Here is a 16,889-nt window from a genome sequence, read left to right as displayed (position 1 = left end):
AGAACGACAGGGGCGGGATCTCCTGCCCTCTCGATTGTCGGGAAGCATGGACAGACTATACGTTGAGTGGTCGTTCCCCACTCAGCGCAAAAATTGAGCTTCTCACCAATCTTCGAGGGTAGCACTGCTACCCTTTTTTTTCTGGAGTTTACTATGTCAATTGACTGGAACTGGGGCATCTTTCTGCAACAAGCCCCGTTCGGCAACACCACCTATCTCGGCTGGCTGTGGAGCGGCTTTCAGGTTACCGTTGCGTTATCGATAACGGCGTGGATTATCGCGTTTCTTGTCGGTTCGCTGTTCGGCATTCTGCGTACCGTCCCTAACCGTTTTCTCTCTTCGATTGGCACGCTCTATGTGGAACTGTTCCGTAACGTTCCGCTGATCGTGCAGTTCTTTACCTGGTATCTGGTGATCCCGGAACTGCTGCCGGAAGATCTCGGCATGTGGTTCAAGGCCGAGCTGGATCCTAACGTACAATTTTTTGTCTCATCCATGCTGTGTCTGGGGCTGTTCACCGCTGCGCGCGTCTGCGAGCAGGTGCGTGCCGCCATACAGTCACTGCCGCGCGGGCAAAAGAATGCGGCACTGGCGATGGGCCTGACTCTTCCCCAGGCCTACCGTTACGTCCTCTTGCCTAACGCTTACCGCGTGATTGTGCCGCCGATGACCTCCGAGATGATGAACCTGGTGAAAAACTCGGCCATCGCCTCAACCATCGGTCTGGTGGATATGGCAGCCCAGGCGGGCAAACTGCTGGATTATTCCGCTCACGCGTGGGAATCCTTCACGGCGATCACGCTCGCCTATGTTCTGATTAACGCTTTCATCATGCTGGTGATGAACCTGGTTGAACGCAAAGTACGCCTGCCGGGCAATCTGGGAGGCAAATAATGTACGAGTTTGACTGGAGTTCCATTGTTCCGTCCTTGCCCTATCTGCTGGATGGACTGGCGATCACCTTAAAGATCACCGTTATCGCCATTATCGTCGGTATTGTCTGGGGTACCCTGCTGGCAGTGATGCGCCTGTCGAGCTTTAAGCCGCTCGCCTGGTTTGCCACGGCTTACGTTAACGTGTTCCGCTCCATCCCCCTGGTTATGGTGCTGCTGTGGTTTTACCTGATTGTTCCCGGCTTTTTACAGAACGTACTGGGACTGTCGCCGAAAACCGATATCCGCCTGATCTCTGCCATGGTGGCGTTTTCCATGTTTGAAGCCGCCTACTACTCAGAGATTATCCGCGCAGGTATTCAGAGTATCTCTCGCGGGCAGTCCAGCGCTGCGCTGGCACTCGGTATGACGCATTGGCAGTCCATGAAGCTCATTATTCTGCCGCAGGCGTTTCGCGCCATGGTTCCGCTGTTACTGACGCAGGGCATCGTTCTGTTCCAGGATACCTCCCTGGTCTACGTGCTGAGCCTGGCAGACTTCTTCCGTACCGCCTCCACCATTGGCGAACGTGACGGAACGCAGGTTGAGATGATCCTCTTCGCGGGCGGGGTCTATTTTGTGATTAGTTTAAGCGCATCGCTGTTGGTCAGCTGGCTGAAGAAAAGGACGGTATAATGATTTCCCTGAAAAATGTTTCTAAATGGTATGGGCACTTTCAGGTGCTGACCGACTGCTCAACAGAAGTGAAAAAAGGCGATGTGGTGGTGGTATGCGGCCCGTCCGGTTCTGGTAAATCAACGCTTATCAAAACCGTTAATGGGCTGGAACCTGTCCAGCAGGGCGAGATTGTCGTTAACGGCACCAAAGTGAACGACCGCAAAACTAACCTTGCTCAGCTTCGTTCCCACGTGGGGATGGTGTTCCAGCATTTTGAGCTGTTCCCTCACCTGTCCATCATTGAGAACCTGACGCTGGCGCAGGTCAAAGTGCTGAAACGCGACAAAAAAGCGGCGCGCGAAAAGGGGCTGAAGTTACTGGAACGCGTCGGGCTGTCTGCGCATGCGGATAAGTTCCCGGCTCAGCTTTCCGGTGGCCAGCAGCAGCGCGTGGCGATCGCGCGTGCGCTGTGCATGGATCCGGTGGCGATGCTGTTCGATGAACCGACGTCCGCGCTCGATCCTGAGATGATCAACGAAGTGCTGGACGTTATGGTGGAGCTGGCGCACGAAGGAATGACCATGATGGTGGTGACGCACGAAATGGGCTTCGCCCGTAAAGTGGCTAACCGCGTGATCTTCATGGATGAAGGGAAAATTGTTGAAGACTCACCGAAAGAAGAGTTCTTCGCCAACCCGAAATCCGAACGCGCTAAAGACTTCCTCGCCAAAATCCTGCATTAATCTTTTCAGTGCGCAATCTGCGGATTGCGCACTGCTTCACGCTTTGGATCTCTTTTTCTATTCGGCGTCACATCGCAGCGTTAACCTTGTCACAAATAATGCTAAGAATGGAGAACGCTATGGCACAGCCAATTATTCTCGACTGCGATCCGGGTCATGATGACGCGATCGCGCTCGTCCTCGCACTTGCCTCCCCTGAACTGGACGTAAAAGCTGTCACCTCCTCCGCCGGGAACCAGACGCCGGATAAAACCTTACGAAACGTGTTGCGCATGTTGACGCTGCTGAAACGCACCGATATTCCGGTCGCAGGCGGCGCCGTTAAGCCGCTGATGCGCGAACTGATCATTGCGGATAATGTTCACGGTGAAAGTGGGCTGGATGGCCCGGCGCTACCGGAGCCGAATTTCGCACCGCAAAACTGCACTGCCGTCGAGCTAATGGCGAAGGTGCTGCGTGAGAGCGCAGAGCCCGTGACGCTGGTGGCGACCGGCCCGCAGACCAACGTTGCGCTGCTGCTGAACAGTTATCCTGAACTGCACAGCAACATCGCCCGTATCGTCATCATGGGCGGCGCAATGGGCCTGGGGAACTGGACGCCTGCCGCGGAGTTCAACATCTTTGTTGACCCGGAAGCCGCGGAAATCGTCTTCCAGTCGGGCCTGCCGATTGTGATGGCGGGGCTGGACGTTACCCACCGCGCACAAATTATGGCGCAGGACATCGAACGATTCCGTTCTGTCGGCAACCCGGTTGCAAAGACCGTGGCAGAGCTGCTCGACTTCTTTATGGAGTATCACAAAGCCGAGAAGTGGGGCTTCCACGGCGCGCCGCTGCATGACCCATGCACCATTGCCTGGCTGCTGAAGCCGGACATGTTTACCACGGTCGAACGTTGGGTTGGCGTGGAAACACAGGGGAAATATACCCAGGGGATGACGGTGGTGGACTATTACTCGCTGACGGGAAATAAGCCGAATACCACGGTGATGGTGGATATCGATCGGGAAGCGTTTGTGGATTTGCTGGCGGAGAGGCTGGCTTATTATAGTGCGGCCTGATGCCCTCACCCCAGCTCTCTCCCACGGGGAGAGGGAGCAAACACTAAAAACGGCAACGGGGTTGCCGTTTTGCTTTTATTCATGGCTCAAACGGCCGACGCTGGAACTGGTCGTGCCCGCATTTCGGACACAGCGACAGCACCTCCGGCGTATAAACGGCCATATGGTGGTGGCACTTCTCACACACCAGGTTCCCCAACCCCACAACTTCGCCGCTGTGATAGACACCGTGGTGGTTTAAATCCTGAAACACCTCGCGCCATTCCAGCTGCGTTTTATCGGTAATATCCGCCAGCTCCTGCCACAAACTCTCTTTAATGACCCGCATAAAAACGCTGTCGGCCATTTCGTCCTGACTCTCTTCATAGCTTCGCGCAAACTCTTCCAGGTCACGACGCACGGCGCGCGTCACCTCTTCCACTTCGGTTCGCGTTAACTCACCCGTTTGCGTCACGCGTGCGCGTGCCTGTTCGACCAGCGCGTCGATATCACGCTCACCGTTACGCAGCCGTTCCGTCAGTGTCGCTACCAGTTCACGGTAAAATTGAGCAACCTTGTTCATCATTTTGCCTCCCGGGTAAGTAACTGTCTCTAATAATAGACCTTATTTTGACGCCGCTTTGTCAGGTGAAGCACAGACCCGGTAAATTCCTGCAAAGTGCATTTGCGTGAAAGGCTGTTTTGACGCGGGCGTTTGGGCTATGCTATGCGGATCTGAATTACCACATCCATTGGCTACATTTGTAGCTGTATTGAACACAGGACCACTGGCTGCCATGCAAGAGCAATACCGCCCGGAAGAGATAGAATCAAAAGTCCAGCAACACTGGGACGAGAAGCGCACCTTTGAAGTAACCGAAGACGAGAGCAAAGAGAAGTATTACTGCCTGTCGATGCTTCCCTATCCTTCTGGTCGACTACACATGGGCCACGTGCGTAACTACACCATCGGTGACGTGATTGCACGCTACCAGCGTATGCTGGGCAAAAACGTGCTTCAGCCTATCGGCTGGGATGCGTTCGGCCTGCCTGCTGAAGGCGCGGCAGTGAAAAACAACACGGCACCGGCTCCGTGGACGTACGACAACATCGCGTACATGAAAAACCAGCTGAAAATGCTGGGCTTTGGCTATGACTGGAGCCGCGAGCTGGCAACCTGCACCCCGGAGTACTACCGCTGGGAGCAGAAATTCTTCACCGAGCAGTATAAAAAAGGCCTGGTGTACAAGAAGACCTCTGCCGTTAACTGGTGCCCGAATGACCAGACCGTTCTCGCGAACGAGCAGGTTATCGATGGCTGCTGCTGGCGCTGTGACACCAAAGTCGAGCGCAAAGAGATCCCGCAGTGGTTTATCAAAATCACCGCCTACGCTGACGAACTGCTGAACGATCTGGATAACCTGGATCACTGGCCGGACACCGTTAAGACCATGCAGCGCAACTGGATTGGCCGTTCCGAAGGCGTGGAAATTACCTTCAACGTTAACGACTACGACCAGACGCTGACCGTCTACACCACCCGTCCGGACACTTTCATGGGTGCGACCTACCTGGCTGTGGCTGCCGGTCACCCGCTGGCGCAAAAAGCGGCGGAAAACAATCCGGAACTGGCAACCTTCATCGACGAATGCCGCAACACTAAAGTGGCCGAAGCCGACATGGCGACGATGGAGAAAAAAGGTGTTGATACCGGCTTCAAAGCGATCCACCCGCTGACGGGCGAAGCCATCCCTGTCTGGGCGGCAAACTTTGTGCTGATGGAATACGGTACGGGCGCCGTGATGGCCGTGCCGGGTCACGATCAGCGTGACTACGAATTTGCCACCAAATACGGTCTGACCATCAAGCCTGTTATTCTTGCTGCTGATGGCTCTGAGCCCGACCTCTCCGAGCAGGCGCTGACTGAAAAAGGCACCCTGTTTAACTCCGGTGAGTTCAGCGGCCTGAGCTTCGAAGAAGGCTTCAACGCCATCGCCGACAAACTGGCCTCCCTGGGCGTGGGCGAGCGTAAAGTGAACTACCGTCTGCGCGACTGGGGCGTTTCCCGTCAGCGTTACTGGGGTGCGCCAATTCCAATGGTGACCCTGGAAGATGGCACCGTGATGCCAACGCCGGAAGATCAGCTGCCGGTGATCCTGCCGGAAGACGTGGTTATGGACGGCATCACCAGCCCGATCAAAGCCGATCCTGAGTGGGCGAAAACCACCGTCAACGGTCAGCCAGCGCTGCGTGAAACGGACACCTTCGACACCTTTATGGAGTCCTCCTGGTACTACGCACGCTACACCTGCCCGCAGTACAAAGAAGGCATGCTGGATTCCGATGCAGCAAACTACTGGCTGCCGGTAGATATCTACATCGGTGGCATTGAACACGCCATCATGCACCTGCTCTACTTCCGCTTCTTCCACAAACTGATGCGTGACGCAGGCCTGGTCAACTCTGACGAGCCAGCTAAACAGCTGTTGTGTCAGGGTATGGTGCTGGCAGATGCGTTCTACTACGTTGGCGCGAACGGCGAGCGTAACTGGGTTTCTCCGGTTGATGCGATTGTGGAGCGCGACGAGAAAGGCCGTATCGTGAAGGCGAAAGACGCCGAAGGTCATGAGCTGGTGTATACCGGCATGAGCAAGATGTCCAAGTCTAAAAATAACGGTATCGACCCGCAGGTGATGGTTGAGCGTTACGGCGCTGACACCGTGCGTCTGTTCATGATGTTCGCCTCTCCGGCAGATATGACGCTGGAATGGCAGGAATCCGGTGTGGAAGGGGCAAACCGCTTCCTGAAACGTGTCTGGAAACTGGTTTACGAGCACACATCTCAGGGTGATGCGCCAGCGCTGAACGTGGCTGCACTGAGCGAAGATCAGCAGGCGCTGCGTCGTGATGTTCATAAAACCATTGCGAAAGTCACCGATGATATTGGTCGTCGTCAGACCTTCAATACCGCAATTGCGGCTATTATGGAACTGATGAACAAGCTGGCGAAAGCGCCGCAGGACGGTGAGCAGGATCGTGCGTTAATGCGTGAAGCGCTGCTGGCGGTCGTTCGCATGCTGAACCCGTTCACGCCGCACGTTAGCTTTACTCTGTGGCAGGAGCTGAAAGGCGAAGGCGATATCGACAACGCGCCGTGGCCAGTGGCGGATGAATCCGCTATGGTGGAAAACACCACGTTGGTTGTGGTGCAGGTTAACGGTAAAGTGCGCGGTAAAATTACCGTCGCGGTCGACGCAACCGAAGAACAGGTTCGCGAGCGCGCAGGCCAGGAACACCTGGTCGCGAAATACCTTGAGGGCGTTACCGTACGTAAAGTGATCTACGTACCGGGTAAACTGCTGAATCTGGTCGTTGGCTAAGCGCGGGAGGAAACGTGCGACAACTGGCAACAATACTCTTATCTCTGGCGGTGCTTGTCACCGCTGGCTGCGGCTGGCACCTGCGTAACACCACGGCAGTGCCAGCTCAGATGAAAACGATGATCTTCGACTCATCCGATCCGAACGGACCGCTGAGCCGGGCCATTCGTAATCAGCTGCGTTTGAACGATGTTGAGCTGATCGAGAAGGGAACCCTGCGTCAGGATGTTCCTTCGCTTCGCGTCCTGAAATCAACGCTGTCACAAGATACGGCATCGATCTTCCAGGATGGTCGAACCGCGGAATACCAGATGGTGCTTACCGTTGATGCGGCCGTATTAATGCCGGGTAAAGATATTTACCCTATCAATACTAAAGTCTATCGTTCGTTCTTTGATAACCCGCAGACGGCGCTGGCAAAAGACGCCGAACAGCAGATTATCATCAAGGAAATGTATGATAAGGCCGCGGAACAGCTGATCCGTAGACTGCCTGCCATTGCCGCGTCGACGAAAAAAGGCGCTGACGTCATCGAAACACCGGATGCCAGCACGCCGGATATGCCAACGTCGCTGGGTAACTGATGATCAGGTTGTATCCTGAACAACTCCGCGCGCAGCTCAACGAAGGGCTGCGCGCGGCCTATCTGCTACTCGGCAACGACCCCCTGTTACTTCAGGAAAGCCTTGATGCGGTTCGCCATGCGGCGGCGGCGCAGGGTTTTGATGAGCATCATACGTTTCAGATCGATAACAGTACCGACTGGAACGCCATCTTCTCGCTTTGTCAGGCTATGAGCCTGTTTGCTTCACGTCAGACAATTCAGATCCTGCTGCCAGAGAATGGTCCTAACGCTGCCATCAATGAACAGCTGACCATGCTGGTCAGTTTGTTACACGGCGATCTGCTGCTTATCGTACGCGGCAACAAACTCACAAAAGCGCAGGAAAACGCAGCCTGGTTTACCCGGCTGGCCACCAGCGCGGTGCTGGTCACCTGCCAGACACCAGAGCAGGCCCATCTGCCAAAATGGGTTGCCGCACGAGCAAAGCAGCACAATTTGCAGCTGGATGATGCCGCCAGCCAGCTCCTCTGCTACTGCTACGAAGGCAACCTTCTGGCACTGGCGCAGGCGCTGGACAGGCTCGCCCTGCTGTGGCCTGATGGCAAGCTGACGCTGCCGCGCGTGGAACAGGCGGTGAATGATGCCGCGCACTTTACCCCCTTCCACTGGGTTGATGCGCTGCTGTCAGCGAAAAGTAAGCGTGCCCTGCACATTCTGCAACAGCTGCGCCTGGAAGGCAGTGAGCCGGTCATCCTGCTCCGTACCCTTCAGCGCGAATTACTGCTGCTGAACAACCTTAAACGCCAGTCGGCACATACGCCCCTGCGCGCCTTATTCGACAAACATCGCGTATGGCAAAACCGTCGGGCGATGACCACGGAGGCGATAAACCGCCTGAGCCAGGAGCAGTTGCGTCAGGCTGTGCAACTTCTGATGCGCGCCGAACTGACGTTAAAACAGGATTACGGCCAGTCCGTCTGGGCGGAGCTGGAGAGCCTCTCTTTGCTGCTCTGCCATAAGGCGCTGGCAGACGTATTTATCGATGGGTGATATGCATTCTTTACAGGCCATGTATGGCGGGACCTTCGACCCGGTGCACTATGGGCATCTTAAGCCGGTAGAAATCCTCGCGAATTTGATTGGGTTGCAGCGGGTAATCATCATGCCCAACAATGTTCCGCCGCACCGTCCTCAACCAGAAGCAACCAGCGAGCAGCGTAAAACAATGCTCGCGCTGGCTATCGCCGATAAGCCTCTCTTTACGCTGGATGAGCGCGAACTGCGCCGGGATACGCCGTCCTGGACATCGCAAACGCTGCGGGAGTGGCGCGCTGAGCAGGGACCCGAGAAGCCGCTGGCGTTTATCATCGGCCAGGATTCCCTGCTCAACTTTCCCAGCTGGTACCAATACGACACCATTCTGGACAACAGTCACCTGCTGGTCTGCCGCCGTCCGGGCTACCCGCTGACCATGCGCGACGCGCAGCATCAGCAGTGGCTGGACATGCATCTCACGGACAATATAGAAGACCTGCACAGTCTACCCGCCGGTAAAATTTACCTCGCTGAGACACCGTGGTTTGATATTTCCGCGACCCTCATCCGCGAGCGTCTCCAGCAGGGTTTGGACTGTAACGATCTCCTGCCCTCACCCGTGCTGGCCTATATCCACGCACACGGTCTGTATCAGAAAAGTACAGATGCCTGAGCATCATCGGCGAAATTGTCTGTTATTGATTATCCTGCCTTGACAGGCTAAGCCATACTGATATCCTCCGCTGCCAGACTTTCCCGCCGATCGTTGCTTTACAGAAATTGTTTTACAAAAATGGCGATGCAATCTCAGGCGGAGGGTGGGATGATACCCGCCTTCAAAAGCCGGGCGGTGACATTTGTCCCGCGACTGGCGTCAGTTCAGGTATACTGGCTGACCACGAATTCATAGTTTTACAATCTCATTCACCCAGGGGGAAAACTTGCAGGGTAAAGCACTCCAGGATTTTGTTATCGACAAAATTGATGACCTGAAAGGTCAGGACATCATCGCTATCGACGTTAAGGGTAAATCCAGCATCACCGACTGCATGATCATCTGCACCGGGACCTCAACTCGTCACGTTGTTTCGATTGCTGACCATGTTGTTCAGGAATCGCGCGCGGCAGGGCTGCTTCCGCTGGGCGTTGAAGGTGAAGCGACCGCCGACTGGGTGGTTGTCGATCTCGGCGATGTGATTGTCCACGTCATGCAGGGAGAGAGCCGTCGCCTGTATGAGCTGGAAAAACTCTGGGGTTAATGCGTGAAGTTGCAGCTGGTCGCCGTCGGCACCAAAATGCCGGACTGGGTACAAACCGGTTTTACTGAGTATCTGCGTCGTTTCCCAAAAGACATGCCGTTCGAACTGGTGGAGATCCCAGCAGGAAAGCGCGGCAAGAATGCAGATATCAAACGTATTCTCGATAAAGAGGGAGAGCTGATGCTGGCGGCCGCAGGCAAAAACCGCATCGTGACCCTCGATATCCCGGGCAAACCCTGGGATACGCCGCAGCTGGCGCACGAACTGGAGCGCTGGAAGCAGGACGGTCGTGACGTCAGTCTGTTGATTGGCGGACCAGAAGGGTTATCTCCCGCCTGCAAAGCGGCAGCAGAACAAAGTTGGTCACTCTCTGCGCTGACGCTGCCCCACCCGCTTGTGCGGGTTCTCGTGGCAGAAAGTTTGTATCGCGCGTGGAGCATCACTACCAACCACCCTTATCACCGCGAGTAATGACTGACCAGGGTAATTTAAGCAGCGGATGAAACTACAGAATTCTTTTCGCGACTATACGGCTGAGTCCGCGCTGTTTGTGCGCCGGGCGCTGGTCGCCTTTACGGGGATTTTGCTGCTTACCGGCGTGCTGATCGCCAACCTCTATAATCTGCAAATTGTCCGCTATACCGATTACCAGACCCGCTCAAACGAAAACCGTATTAAGCTGGTGCCCATCGCGCCCAGCCGCGGCATTATCTACGATCGTAACGGCACCCCGCTGGCGCTAAACCGCACCATCTACCAGATAGAGATGATGCCGGAGAAAGTGGATAACGTGCAGGATACGCTGAACGCGCTGAGAAGCGTTGTCGACCTGAATGATGACGATATTGCCGCGTTCAAAAAAGAGCGCGCACGCTCTCACCGTTTCACCTCTATTCCAGTAAAAACCAACCTGACAGAAGTACAGGTCGCCTGTTTTGCCGTTAACCAGTACCGTTTCCCCGGTGTGGAAGTCAAAGGCTATAAGCGCCGCTACTATCCTTACGGCTCCGCGCTGACGCACGTGATTGGCTACGTCTCCAAGATCAACGATAAAGACGTCGAACGCCTTGATAAAGACGGCAAGCTGGCTAACTACGCCGCAACCCATGATATTGGCAAACTGGGGATCGAACGGTATTACGAAGATGTCCTTCACGGTCAAACCGGGTATGAAGAGGTTGAAGTTAACAACCGTGGCCGCGTGATCCGTCAGCTAAAAGAAGTTCCCCCGCAGGCGGGACATGACGTCTATCTGACGCTCGACCTGAAGCTACAGCAGTATATCGAAACGCTGCTGGCGGGTAGCCGCGCTGCGGTTATTGTGACCGATCCGCGCACCGGCGGCATTCTGTCCATGGTTTCCATGCCTAGCTACGATCCGAACCTCTTCGTGGATGGCATCTCCAGCAAGGACTACTCCGGCCTGCTCAACGATCCAAACACGCCGCTGGTGAACCGCGCTACGCAGGGGGTTTACCCTCCTGCTTCAACGGTTAAACCGTATGTCGCCGTGTCTGCCCTGAGTGCGGGCGTGATTACCCGCAACACCAGCCTGTTTGATCCGGGCTGGTGGCAGTTGCCTGGCTCTGAAAAACGCTACCGCGACTGGAAAAAATGGGGCCACGGCCACCTGAACGTGACCAAATCTCTGGAGGAGTCGGCGGATACCTTCTTCTATCAGGTCGCTTACGACATGGGTATTGACCGTCTGTCTGAATGGATGAGCAAATTCGGCTACGGGCATTACACCGGTATAGATTTGGCGGAAGAACGTTCCGGCAACATGCCAACCCGCGAATGGAAGCTGAAACGCTTTAAAAAACCCTGGTATCAGGGTGACACCATTCCGGTGGGGATCGGCCAGGGCTACTGGACGGCAACACCGCTGCAAATGAACAAGGCGATGATGATCCTCATCAACGATGGCGTCGTGAAAGTGCCGCATCTGCTGCAAAGCACCGTTGAAGACGGCAAAAAAGTGCCGTGGATACAGCCTCATGAGCCACCGGTGGGTGACATTCATTCCGGGTACTGGGAAATCGCGAAAGACGGCATGTACGGTGTAGCCAACCGCCCTAACGGGACGGCGCACAAATATTTCGCTGGCGCACCGTATAAGGTTGCCGCGAAATCAGGGACGGCTCAGGTCTTCGGTCTGAAAGCGAATGAAACCTATAACGCACACAAAATTGCCGAACGTCTGCGTGACCACAAGCTCATGACGGCGTTTGCCCCTTATGATAACCCGCAGGTTGCGGTGGCGATGATCCTTGAGAACGGCGGCGCAGGCCCGGCTGTGGGTACCATCATGCGTCAAATCCTCGACCACATCATGCTGGGTGATAACAACACCGAACTGCCGGCTGAAAACCCGGCAGCCGCTGCGGCGGAGGACCAATAATCATGACGGATAATCCGAATAAAAAATCGCTGTGGGACAAGATCCACATCGACCCAGCTATGCTGCTGATCCTGCTGGCTCTGCTGGTGTACAGCGCCCTCGTAATCTGGAGCGCCAGCGGCCAGGATATCGGCATGATGGAGCGTAAAATCGGCCAGATCGCCATGGGCCTGGTCATTATGGTGGTGATGGCGCAAATACCTCCGCGCGTGTATGAGGGCTGGGCACCCTATCTTTATATTTTCTGTATCATTTTGCTGGTGGCAGTAGATGCTTTCGGGGCTATCTCGAAGGGGGCGCAACGCTGGCTGGATCTGGGGATTGTCCGCTTCCAGCCGTCGGAAATTGCCAAAATCGCCGTCCCGCTGATGGTGGCGCGCTTTATTAACCGCGACGTCTGCCCACCCTCGTTGAAAAATACCGCCATTGCGCTGGTGCTGATTTTCCTGCCGACGCTGCTCGTGGCCGCACAGCCGGACCTTGGCACCTCGATCCTTATCGCCCTCTCCGGCCTGTTCGTTTTGTTCCTGTCCGGTCTGAGCTGGCGTCTGATTGGTATCGCGGTGGTGCTGGTTGCCGCCTTTATCCCTATCCTCTGGTTCTTCCTGATGCATGATTACCAGCGCCAGCGCGTCATGATGCTGCTCGATCCGGAAACCGATCCGCTGGGGGCGGGCTATCATATTATTCAGTCGAAGATTGCGATTGGCTCCGGTGGCCTGCGTGGAAAAGGCTGGCTGCACGGGACGCAGTCGCAGCTCGAATTTTTACCGGAACGCCACACTGACTTTATTTTTGCCGTTCTGGCTGAGGAGTTAGGGCTGGTTGGCATCCTGGTTCTGCTGGCGCTCTATGTGCTGCTGATCATGCGTGGGCTCTACATTGCCGCGCGCGCGCAGACCACCTTTGGCCGGGTCATGGCGGGTGGATTAATGTTGATTTTGTTCGTTTATGTCTTCGTAAATATTGGTATGGTGAGTGGTATTCTGCCGGTTGTCGGCGTACCGCTGCCGCTGGTGAGTTACGGAGGCTCGGCACTGATCGTGTTGATGGCCGGGTTTGGTATCGTGATGTCGATCCATACCCACAGGAAAATGTTGTCCAAAAGCGTATAAAAATAAGGGGATCGCAATGCGCAAGCAGTGGCTGGGTATCTGCATCGCAGCAAGTTTACTTGCCGCCTGTACAAGTGATGATGGTCAGCAACAGGCAACCGTCGCGCCGCCGCAGCCTGCGGTCTGTAATGGTCCGATTGTTGAAATTAGCGGTGCCGATCCCGTTTATGAACCGCTGAACGCCAGCGTCAATCAGGATTATCAGCGTGACGGCAAAAGCTATAAAATCGTACAGGATCCTTCCCGTTTCAGCCAGGCTGGCTTTGCTGCCATCTATGACGCTGAGCCAGGCAGCAACCTGACTGCGTCAGGTGAAACCTTCGATCCGATGCAGATCACGGCGGCACACCCGACGCTGCCTGTCCCAAGCTATGCTCGCATCACTAACCTGGCGAATGGCCGAATGATCGTGGTGCGCATCAACGATCGTGGTCCTTATGGCAACGATCGCGTGATCTCCCTGTCTCGCGCGGCGGCCGATCGTCTCAACACCTCAAATAATACCAAAGTGCGTATCGACCCGATTATCGTGGCACAGGATGGCTCGCTCTCAGGCCCAGGCACAGCCTGTACCACGGTTGCGAAACAGACCTACGCCCTGCCCGCGCGCCCGGATTTGAGCGGGGGGATGGGGGGCGCTTCAACTCCAGCGGAGCCTGCACAGCCGCAGGGTGAAGTGCGCGCCATTAGCAACGATACGCTGCAAAGTGAAGACGCGACCGGCGCCCCGGTGAAAAGCAGTGGTTTCCTTGGCGCACCGACTACGTTAGCGTCTGGCGTGATTGAAACGAATGAACCTGCCCCAGCGCCTGCGCCTGTTGTTGCTGCACCCGCGGCACAACCCGCCCCGGTGACCGCCCCTGCTGCGACGCAGACTGCTGCGCCTGCGACGGCGAGCGGCAGCTATGTGGTTCAGGTTGGTGCCGTCAGCGACCAGACCCGTGCAGAGCAGTATCAACAGCGCTTAAGCCAGCAGTTTGGTGTGCCAGGTCGCGTTGAGCAAAACGGTGCGGTATGGCGTATCCAGATGGGTCCGTTTGCCAGCAAGTCGCAGGCAGCGTCCCTGCAACAGCGTTTGCAGAGCGAAGCGCAACTCCAGTCGTTTATTGCTGTTTCGAAGTAATTAATCGGTGGTATCCGAAATGTCAATTTGTGTAAACCACGTTAACACTCTCATGATGAAAGTCGGATGCCTGCCCGTATAGCATTTGCTATAGTAAGGCACTTTTTTTAATTCCATCACGGATGTCGTAGTTCTGACCATGAAGACCACTTTTTCTGCTCGTTTTGTGCAGCGCATGGCGCTGACCACGGCCCTTTGCGCTGCCGCCTTCTCCGCAGCTCACGCGGATGACCTGAACATCAAGACCATGATCCCTGGCGTTCCGCAGATCGACGCGGAATCCTACATCCTGATTGATTACAACTCCGGCAAAGTTCTGGCAGAACAGAACGCCGATGCCCGCCGCGATCCGGCCAGCCTGACCAAAATGATGACCAGCTATGTTATCGGCCAGGCCATGAAAGCAGGTAAATTCAAAGAAACTGACCTGGTCACTATCGGTAACGATGCGTGGGCAACCGGTAACCCGGTGTTTAAAGGTTCATCGCTGATGTTCCTGAAGCCAGGCATGCAGGTTCCGGTCTCTCAGCTCATCCGTGGCATCAACTTGCAGTCCGGTAACGACGCCTGTGTGGCGATGGCCGATTTTGCAGCAGGTAGCCAGGACGCGTTTGTAGGTCTGATGAACAGCTACGTCTCCGCGCTGGGCCTGAAAAACAGCCACTTCCAGACCGTTCACGGCCTGGACGCCGAGGGTCAGTACAGCTCCGCGCGTGACATGGCGCTGATTGGTCAGGCACTGATCCGCGATGTGCCAAACGAGTACTCTATCTACAAAGAGAAAGAGTTCACCTTCAACGGAATCCGTCAGACCAACCGTAACGGCCTGCTGTGGGATAACAGCCTGAATGTCGACGGCATCAAAACCGGCCACACCGACAAAGCTGGCTATAACCTGGTCGCCTCCGCCACTGAGGGCCAGATGCGTCTGATCTCTGCCGTGATGGGTGGCCGTACGTTTAAAGGACGCGAAACAGAAAGCAAAAAACTGCTGACCTGGGGCTTCCGCTTCTTCGAAACCGTCAACCCGCTGAAAGCCGGTAAAGAATTTGCCTCTGAGCCCGTCTGGTTTGGCGATAACGATCGTGCTTCCCTGGGCGTGGACAAAGATCTCTATCTGACCATTCCACGCGGTCGTATGAAAGATCTGAAAGCCAGCTACGTGCTGAATACCACCGAGCTGCACGCCCCGCTGCAAAAGAATCAGGTTGTGGGTACCATCAACTTCCAGCTGGATGGCAAAACCATCGATCAGCGCCCACTGGTGGTGCTGGAGGAAATTCCTGAAGGCAATTTCTTCGGCAAAATCATTGATTACATTAAACTGATGTTCCATCACTGGTTTGGTTAAAAATTGAACACTTGAAAGTGTGATTTTGATCCCCATATACTACGTATCAGTAAAACTCCCGCCCTGTGGCGGGAGTTATTATTTTTTATACACACGCCGGAGCTGACATGAAAACCAAACTTAACGAACTGCTTGAATTCCCTACCCCTTTTACTTACAAAGTAATGGGTCTGGCGAAACCTGAGCTGGTTGATCAGGTGGTTGAAGTGGTACAGCGCCATGCGCCGGGCGACTACTCTCCATCAGTCAAACCGAGCAGCAAAGGTAACTACCACTCGGTCTCAATCACCATCACTGCCACACACATTGAGCAGGTTGAGACGCTGTACGAAGAGCTCGGCAATATCGAAATTGTTCGTATGGTGCTGTAGTCCCTCTGCGGTTGCCCGGTTTGCCGGGTAACCCCCTTCCCCGCTGTGATATACTCCGTGTTACCTATTCTCCCTTGTCTTCGGAGACATCCTTTTGTACCAGGATAAAATTCTTGTCCGCCATCTTGGGCTACAGCCTTATGAGCCTGTCTCTCAGGCTATGCATGACTTTACCGATATGCGCGATGACACCACACCTGATGAAATCTGGCTGGTTGAACATCTGCCGGTGTTCACTCAAGGCCAGGCAGGAAAAGCCGAACATTTATTGATGACGGGCGATATCCCGGTGATCCAGAGCGATCGCGGTGGACAGGTGACATACCACGGCCCGGGCCAGCAGGTAATGTATGTCCTGCTTAACCTCAAACGCAGAAAGCTGGGCGTGCGTGAGCTAGTGACCTTACTGGAACAGACCGTGGTAAACACGCTGGCTGAGTACGGTATTGACGCTCACCCTCGCGCAGATGCGCCGGGCGTCTACGTGGGAGAGATGAAGATCTGTTCGCTGGGTCTGCGTATCCGTAAAGGCTGCTCGTTCCATGGGCTGGCGCTGAATATCAATATGGATCTGACCCCATTCCAGCGCATCAACCCCTGTGGGTATGCCGGTATGGAAATGACGCAAGTGCGCCAGTGGGTCGATACCGCCACACCTGACAATATCCGGCCCGTACTTCTGAAGAACTTTTTAGCGCTGCTTAACAATCCCGCCTACGAATATATTCCTGCTTAACTTACTTCCGGCAGTGGTTCGATTATTTGACGAGCCACTGCTTAATTGCCGCATTTACGCTTTACAATAAACCGCATATTCTATATTTTCGAGTCGCCCATATATTAGCGTCCCATATTAATTAGAACCTTAATAGTACCATCGCAGGGTATCATGTAACGTGCGTGACAATCACCCAACTGCTTGTTTTCGATAAATAATGGAAACTTACGAAACACTT

17 protein-coding genes are annotated in these 16,889 nt (G+C 55.0%); 16 read left to right on the top strand and 1 reads right to left on the bottom strand.

Annotation, left to right across the window (positions count from 1 at the left end; genetic code table 11):
* The first annotated feature begins 153 nt into the window (after positions 1–153).
* From gltJ to rihA, 4 genes are all read left to right on the top strand, one after another.
* Positions 154–894, top strand: a complete 741-nt coding sequence (gene gltJ, locus ACOTX7_RS03120) for a glutamate/aspartate ABC transporter permease GltJ (protein ID WP_015571133.1) — start codon at positions 154–156, stop codon at positions 892–894.
* The gene (gene gltK / locus ACOTX7_RS03115; protein ID WP_006809621.1) at positions 894–1,568 is read left to right on the top strand and encodes a glutamate/aspartate ABC transporter permease GltK; all 675 of its coding nucleotides are present in this window, start codon (positions 894–896) and stop codon (positions 1,566–1,568) included. The genes gltJ and gltK overlap by 1 nt, the downstream gene beginning before the upstream one ends.
* The gene (locus ACOTX7_RS03110) at positions 1,568–2,293 is read left to right on the top strand and encodes an amino acid ABC transporter ATP-binding protein (RefSeq protein ID WP_006809622.1); all 726 of its coding nucleotides are present in this window, start codon (positions 1,568–1,570) and stop codon (positions 2,291–2,293) included. Before gltK ends, ACOTX7_RS03110 begins: the two co-directional genes overlap by 1 nt.
* A gap of 119 nt (positions 2,294–2,412) precedes the next feature.
* Positions 2,413–3,354, top strand: a complete 942-nt coding sequence (gene rihA, locus ACOTX7_RS03105) for a pyrimidine-specific ribonucleoside hydrolase RihA (protein WP_221257076.1) — start codon at positions 2,413–2,415, stop codon at positions 3,352–3,354.
* Between the two features lie 79 nt (positions 3,355–3,433).
* Here rihA and ACOTX7_RS03100 read toward each other — a convergent pair whose 3' ends face one another.
* A complete protein-coding gene (locus tag ACOTX7_RS03100) occupies positions 3,434–3,916 on the bottom strand; it encodes a zinc ribbon-containing protein (RefSeq protein ID WP_032673756.1) in 483 nt (160 codons plus the stop codon).
* 214 nt (positions 3,917–4,130) lie between these two features.
* Between ACOTX7_RS03100 and leuS the strand changes: the two genes are divergently transcribed.
* The 12 genes from leuS to lipB all read left to right on the top strand — a co-directional run bounded on the left by leuS (position 4,131) and on the right by lipB (position 16,669).
* Positions 4,131–6,713 (top strand): leucine--tRNA ligase, encoded by a 2,583-nt coding sequence (leuS, locus tag ACOTX7_RS03095; protein WP_421626045.1) that lies wholly within the window; start codon positions 4,131–4,133, stop codon positions 6,711–6,713.
* A 14-nt stretch (positions 6,714–6,727) separates the two neighbouring features.
* Positions 6,728–7,297 (top strand): LPS assembly lipoprotein LptE, encoded by a 570-nt coding sequence (gene lptE / locus ACOTX7_RS03090; protein ID WP_006809628.1) that lies wholly within the window; start codon positions 6,728–6,730, stop codon positions 7,295–7,297.
* Complete coding sequence (gene holA, locus ACOTX7_RS03085; protein WP_006809629.1) at positions 7,297–8,328, top strand: DNA polymerase III subunit delta; 1,032 nt, start codon at positions 7,297–7,299, stop codon at positions 8,326–8,328. Before lptE ends, holA begins: the two co-directional genes overlap by 1 nt.
* Positions 8,321–8,986, top strand: a complete 666-nt coding sequence (nadD, locus tag ACOTX7_RS03080; RefSeq protein WP_221257075.1) for a nicotinate-nucleotide adenylyltransferase — start codon at positions 8,321–8,323, stop codon at positions 8,984–8,986. Before holA ends, nadD begins: the two co-directional genes overlap by 8 nt.
* Before the next feature lie 268 nt (positions 8,987–9,254).
* On the top strand, positions 9,255–9,572 hold the full coding sequence (rsfS, locus tag ACOTX7_RS03075) for a ribosome silencing factor (protein WP_221257074.1): 318 nt from the start codon (positions 9,255–9,257) through the stop codon (positions 9,570–9,572).
* A gap of 3 nt (positions 9,573–9,575) precedes the next feature.
* The gene (rlmH, locus tag ACOTX7_RS03070) at positions 9,576–10,043 is read left to right on the top strand and encodes a 23S rRNA (pseudouridine(1915)-N(3))-methyltransferase RlmH (RefSeq protein ID WP_003858701.1); all 468 of its coding nucleotides are present in this window, start codon (positions 9,576–9,578) and stop codon (positions 10,041–10,043) included.
* Between the two features lie 28 nt (positions 10,044–10,071).
* The gene (mrdA, locus tag ACOTX7_RS03065; protein WP_421626044.1) at positions 10,072–11,973 is read left to right on the top strand and encodes a peptidoglycan DD-transpeptidase MrdA; all 1,902 of its coding nucleotides are present in this window, start codon (positions 10,072–10,074) and stop codon (positions 11,971–11,973) included.
* Between the two features lie 2 nt (positions 11,974–11,975).
* Entirely contained in the window at positions 11,976–13,088 is a 1,113-nt protein-coding gene (gene mrdB, locus ACOTX7_RS03060) for a peptidoglycan glycosyltransferase MrdB (protein WP_006809632.1), read from the top strand.
* Between the two features lie 16 nt (positions 13,089–13,104).
* On the top strand, positions 13,105–14,211 hold the full coding sequence (gene rlpA / locus ACOTX7_RS03055; protein ID WP_221257073.1) for an endolytic peptidoglycan transglycosylase RlpA: 1,107 nt from the start codon (positions 13,105–13,107) through the stop codon (positions 14,209–14,211).
* A gap of 139 nt (positions 14,212–14,350) precedes the next feature.
* Positions 14,351–15,562 carry a D-alanyl-D-alanine carboxypeptidase DacA gene (gene dacA / locus ACOTX7_RS03050; RefSeq protein WP_003858714.1) on the top strand — a complete coding sequence of 404 codons (1,212 nt, stop codon included), beginning with the start codon at positions 14,351–14,353 and terminating at the stop codon, positions 15,560–15,562.
* A 107-nt stretch (positions 15,563–15,669) separates the two neighbouring features.
* Positions 15,670–15,933, top strand: a complete 264-nt coding sequence (gene ybeD, locus ACOTX7_RS03045) for a DUF493 family protein YbeD (RefSeq protein WP_003858718.1) — start codon at positions 15,670–15,672, stop codon at positions 15,931–15,933.
* A gap of 94 nt (positions 15,934–16,027) precedes the next feature.
* Complete coding sequence (gene lipB / locus ACOTX7_RS03040; RefSeq protein ID WP_205921253.1) at positions 16,028–16,669, top strand: lipoyl(octanoyl) transferase LipB; 642 nt, start codon at positions 16,028–16,030, stop codon at positions 16,667–16,669.
* The last annotated feature ends 220 nt before the right edge of the window (positions 16,670–16,889 follow it).

The sequence above is a fragment of the Enterobacter cloacae complex sp. IR5418 genome, from assembly GCF_049238105.1.
Classification (GTDB): Bacteria; Pseudomonadota; Gammaproteobacteria; order Enterobacterales; family Enterobacteriaceae; genus Enterobacter; species Enterobacter hormaechei.
Note: the sequence above shows the minus strand (reverse complement) of the source record. Positions and strands in the feature narration are given on the sequence as shown.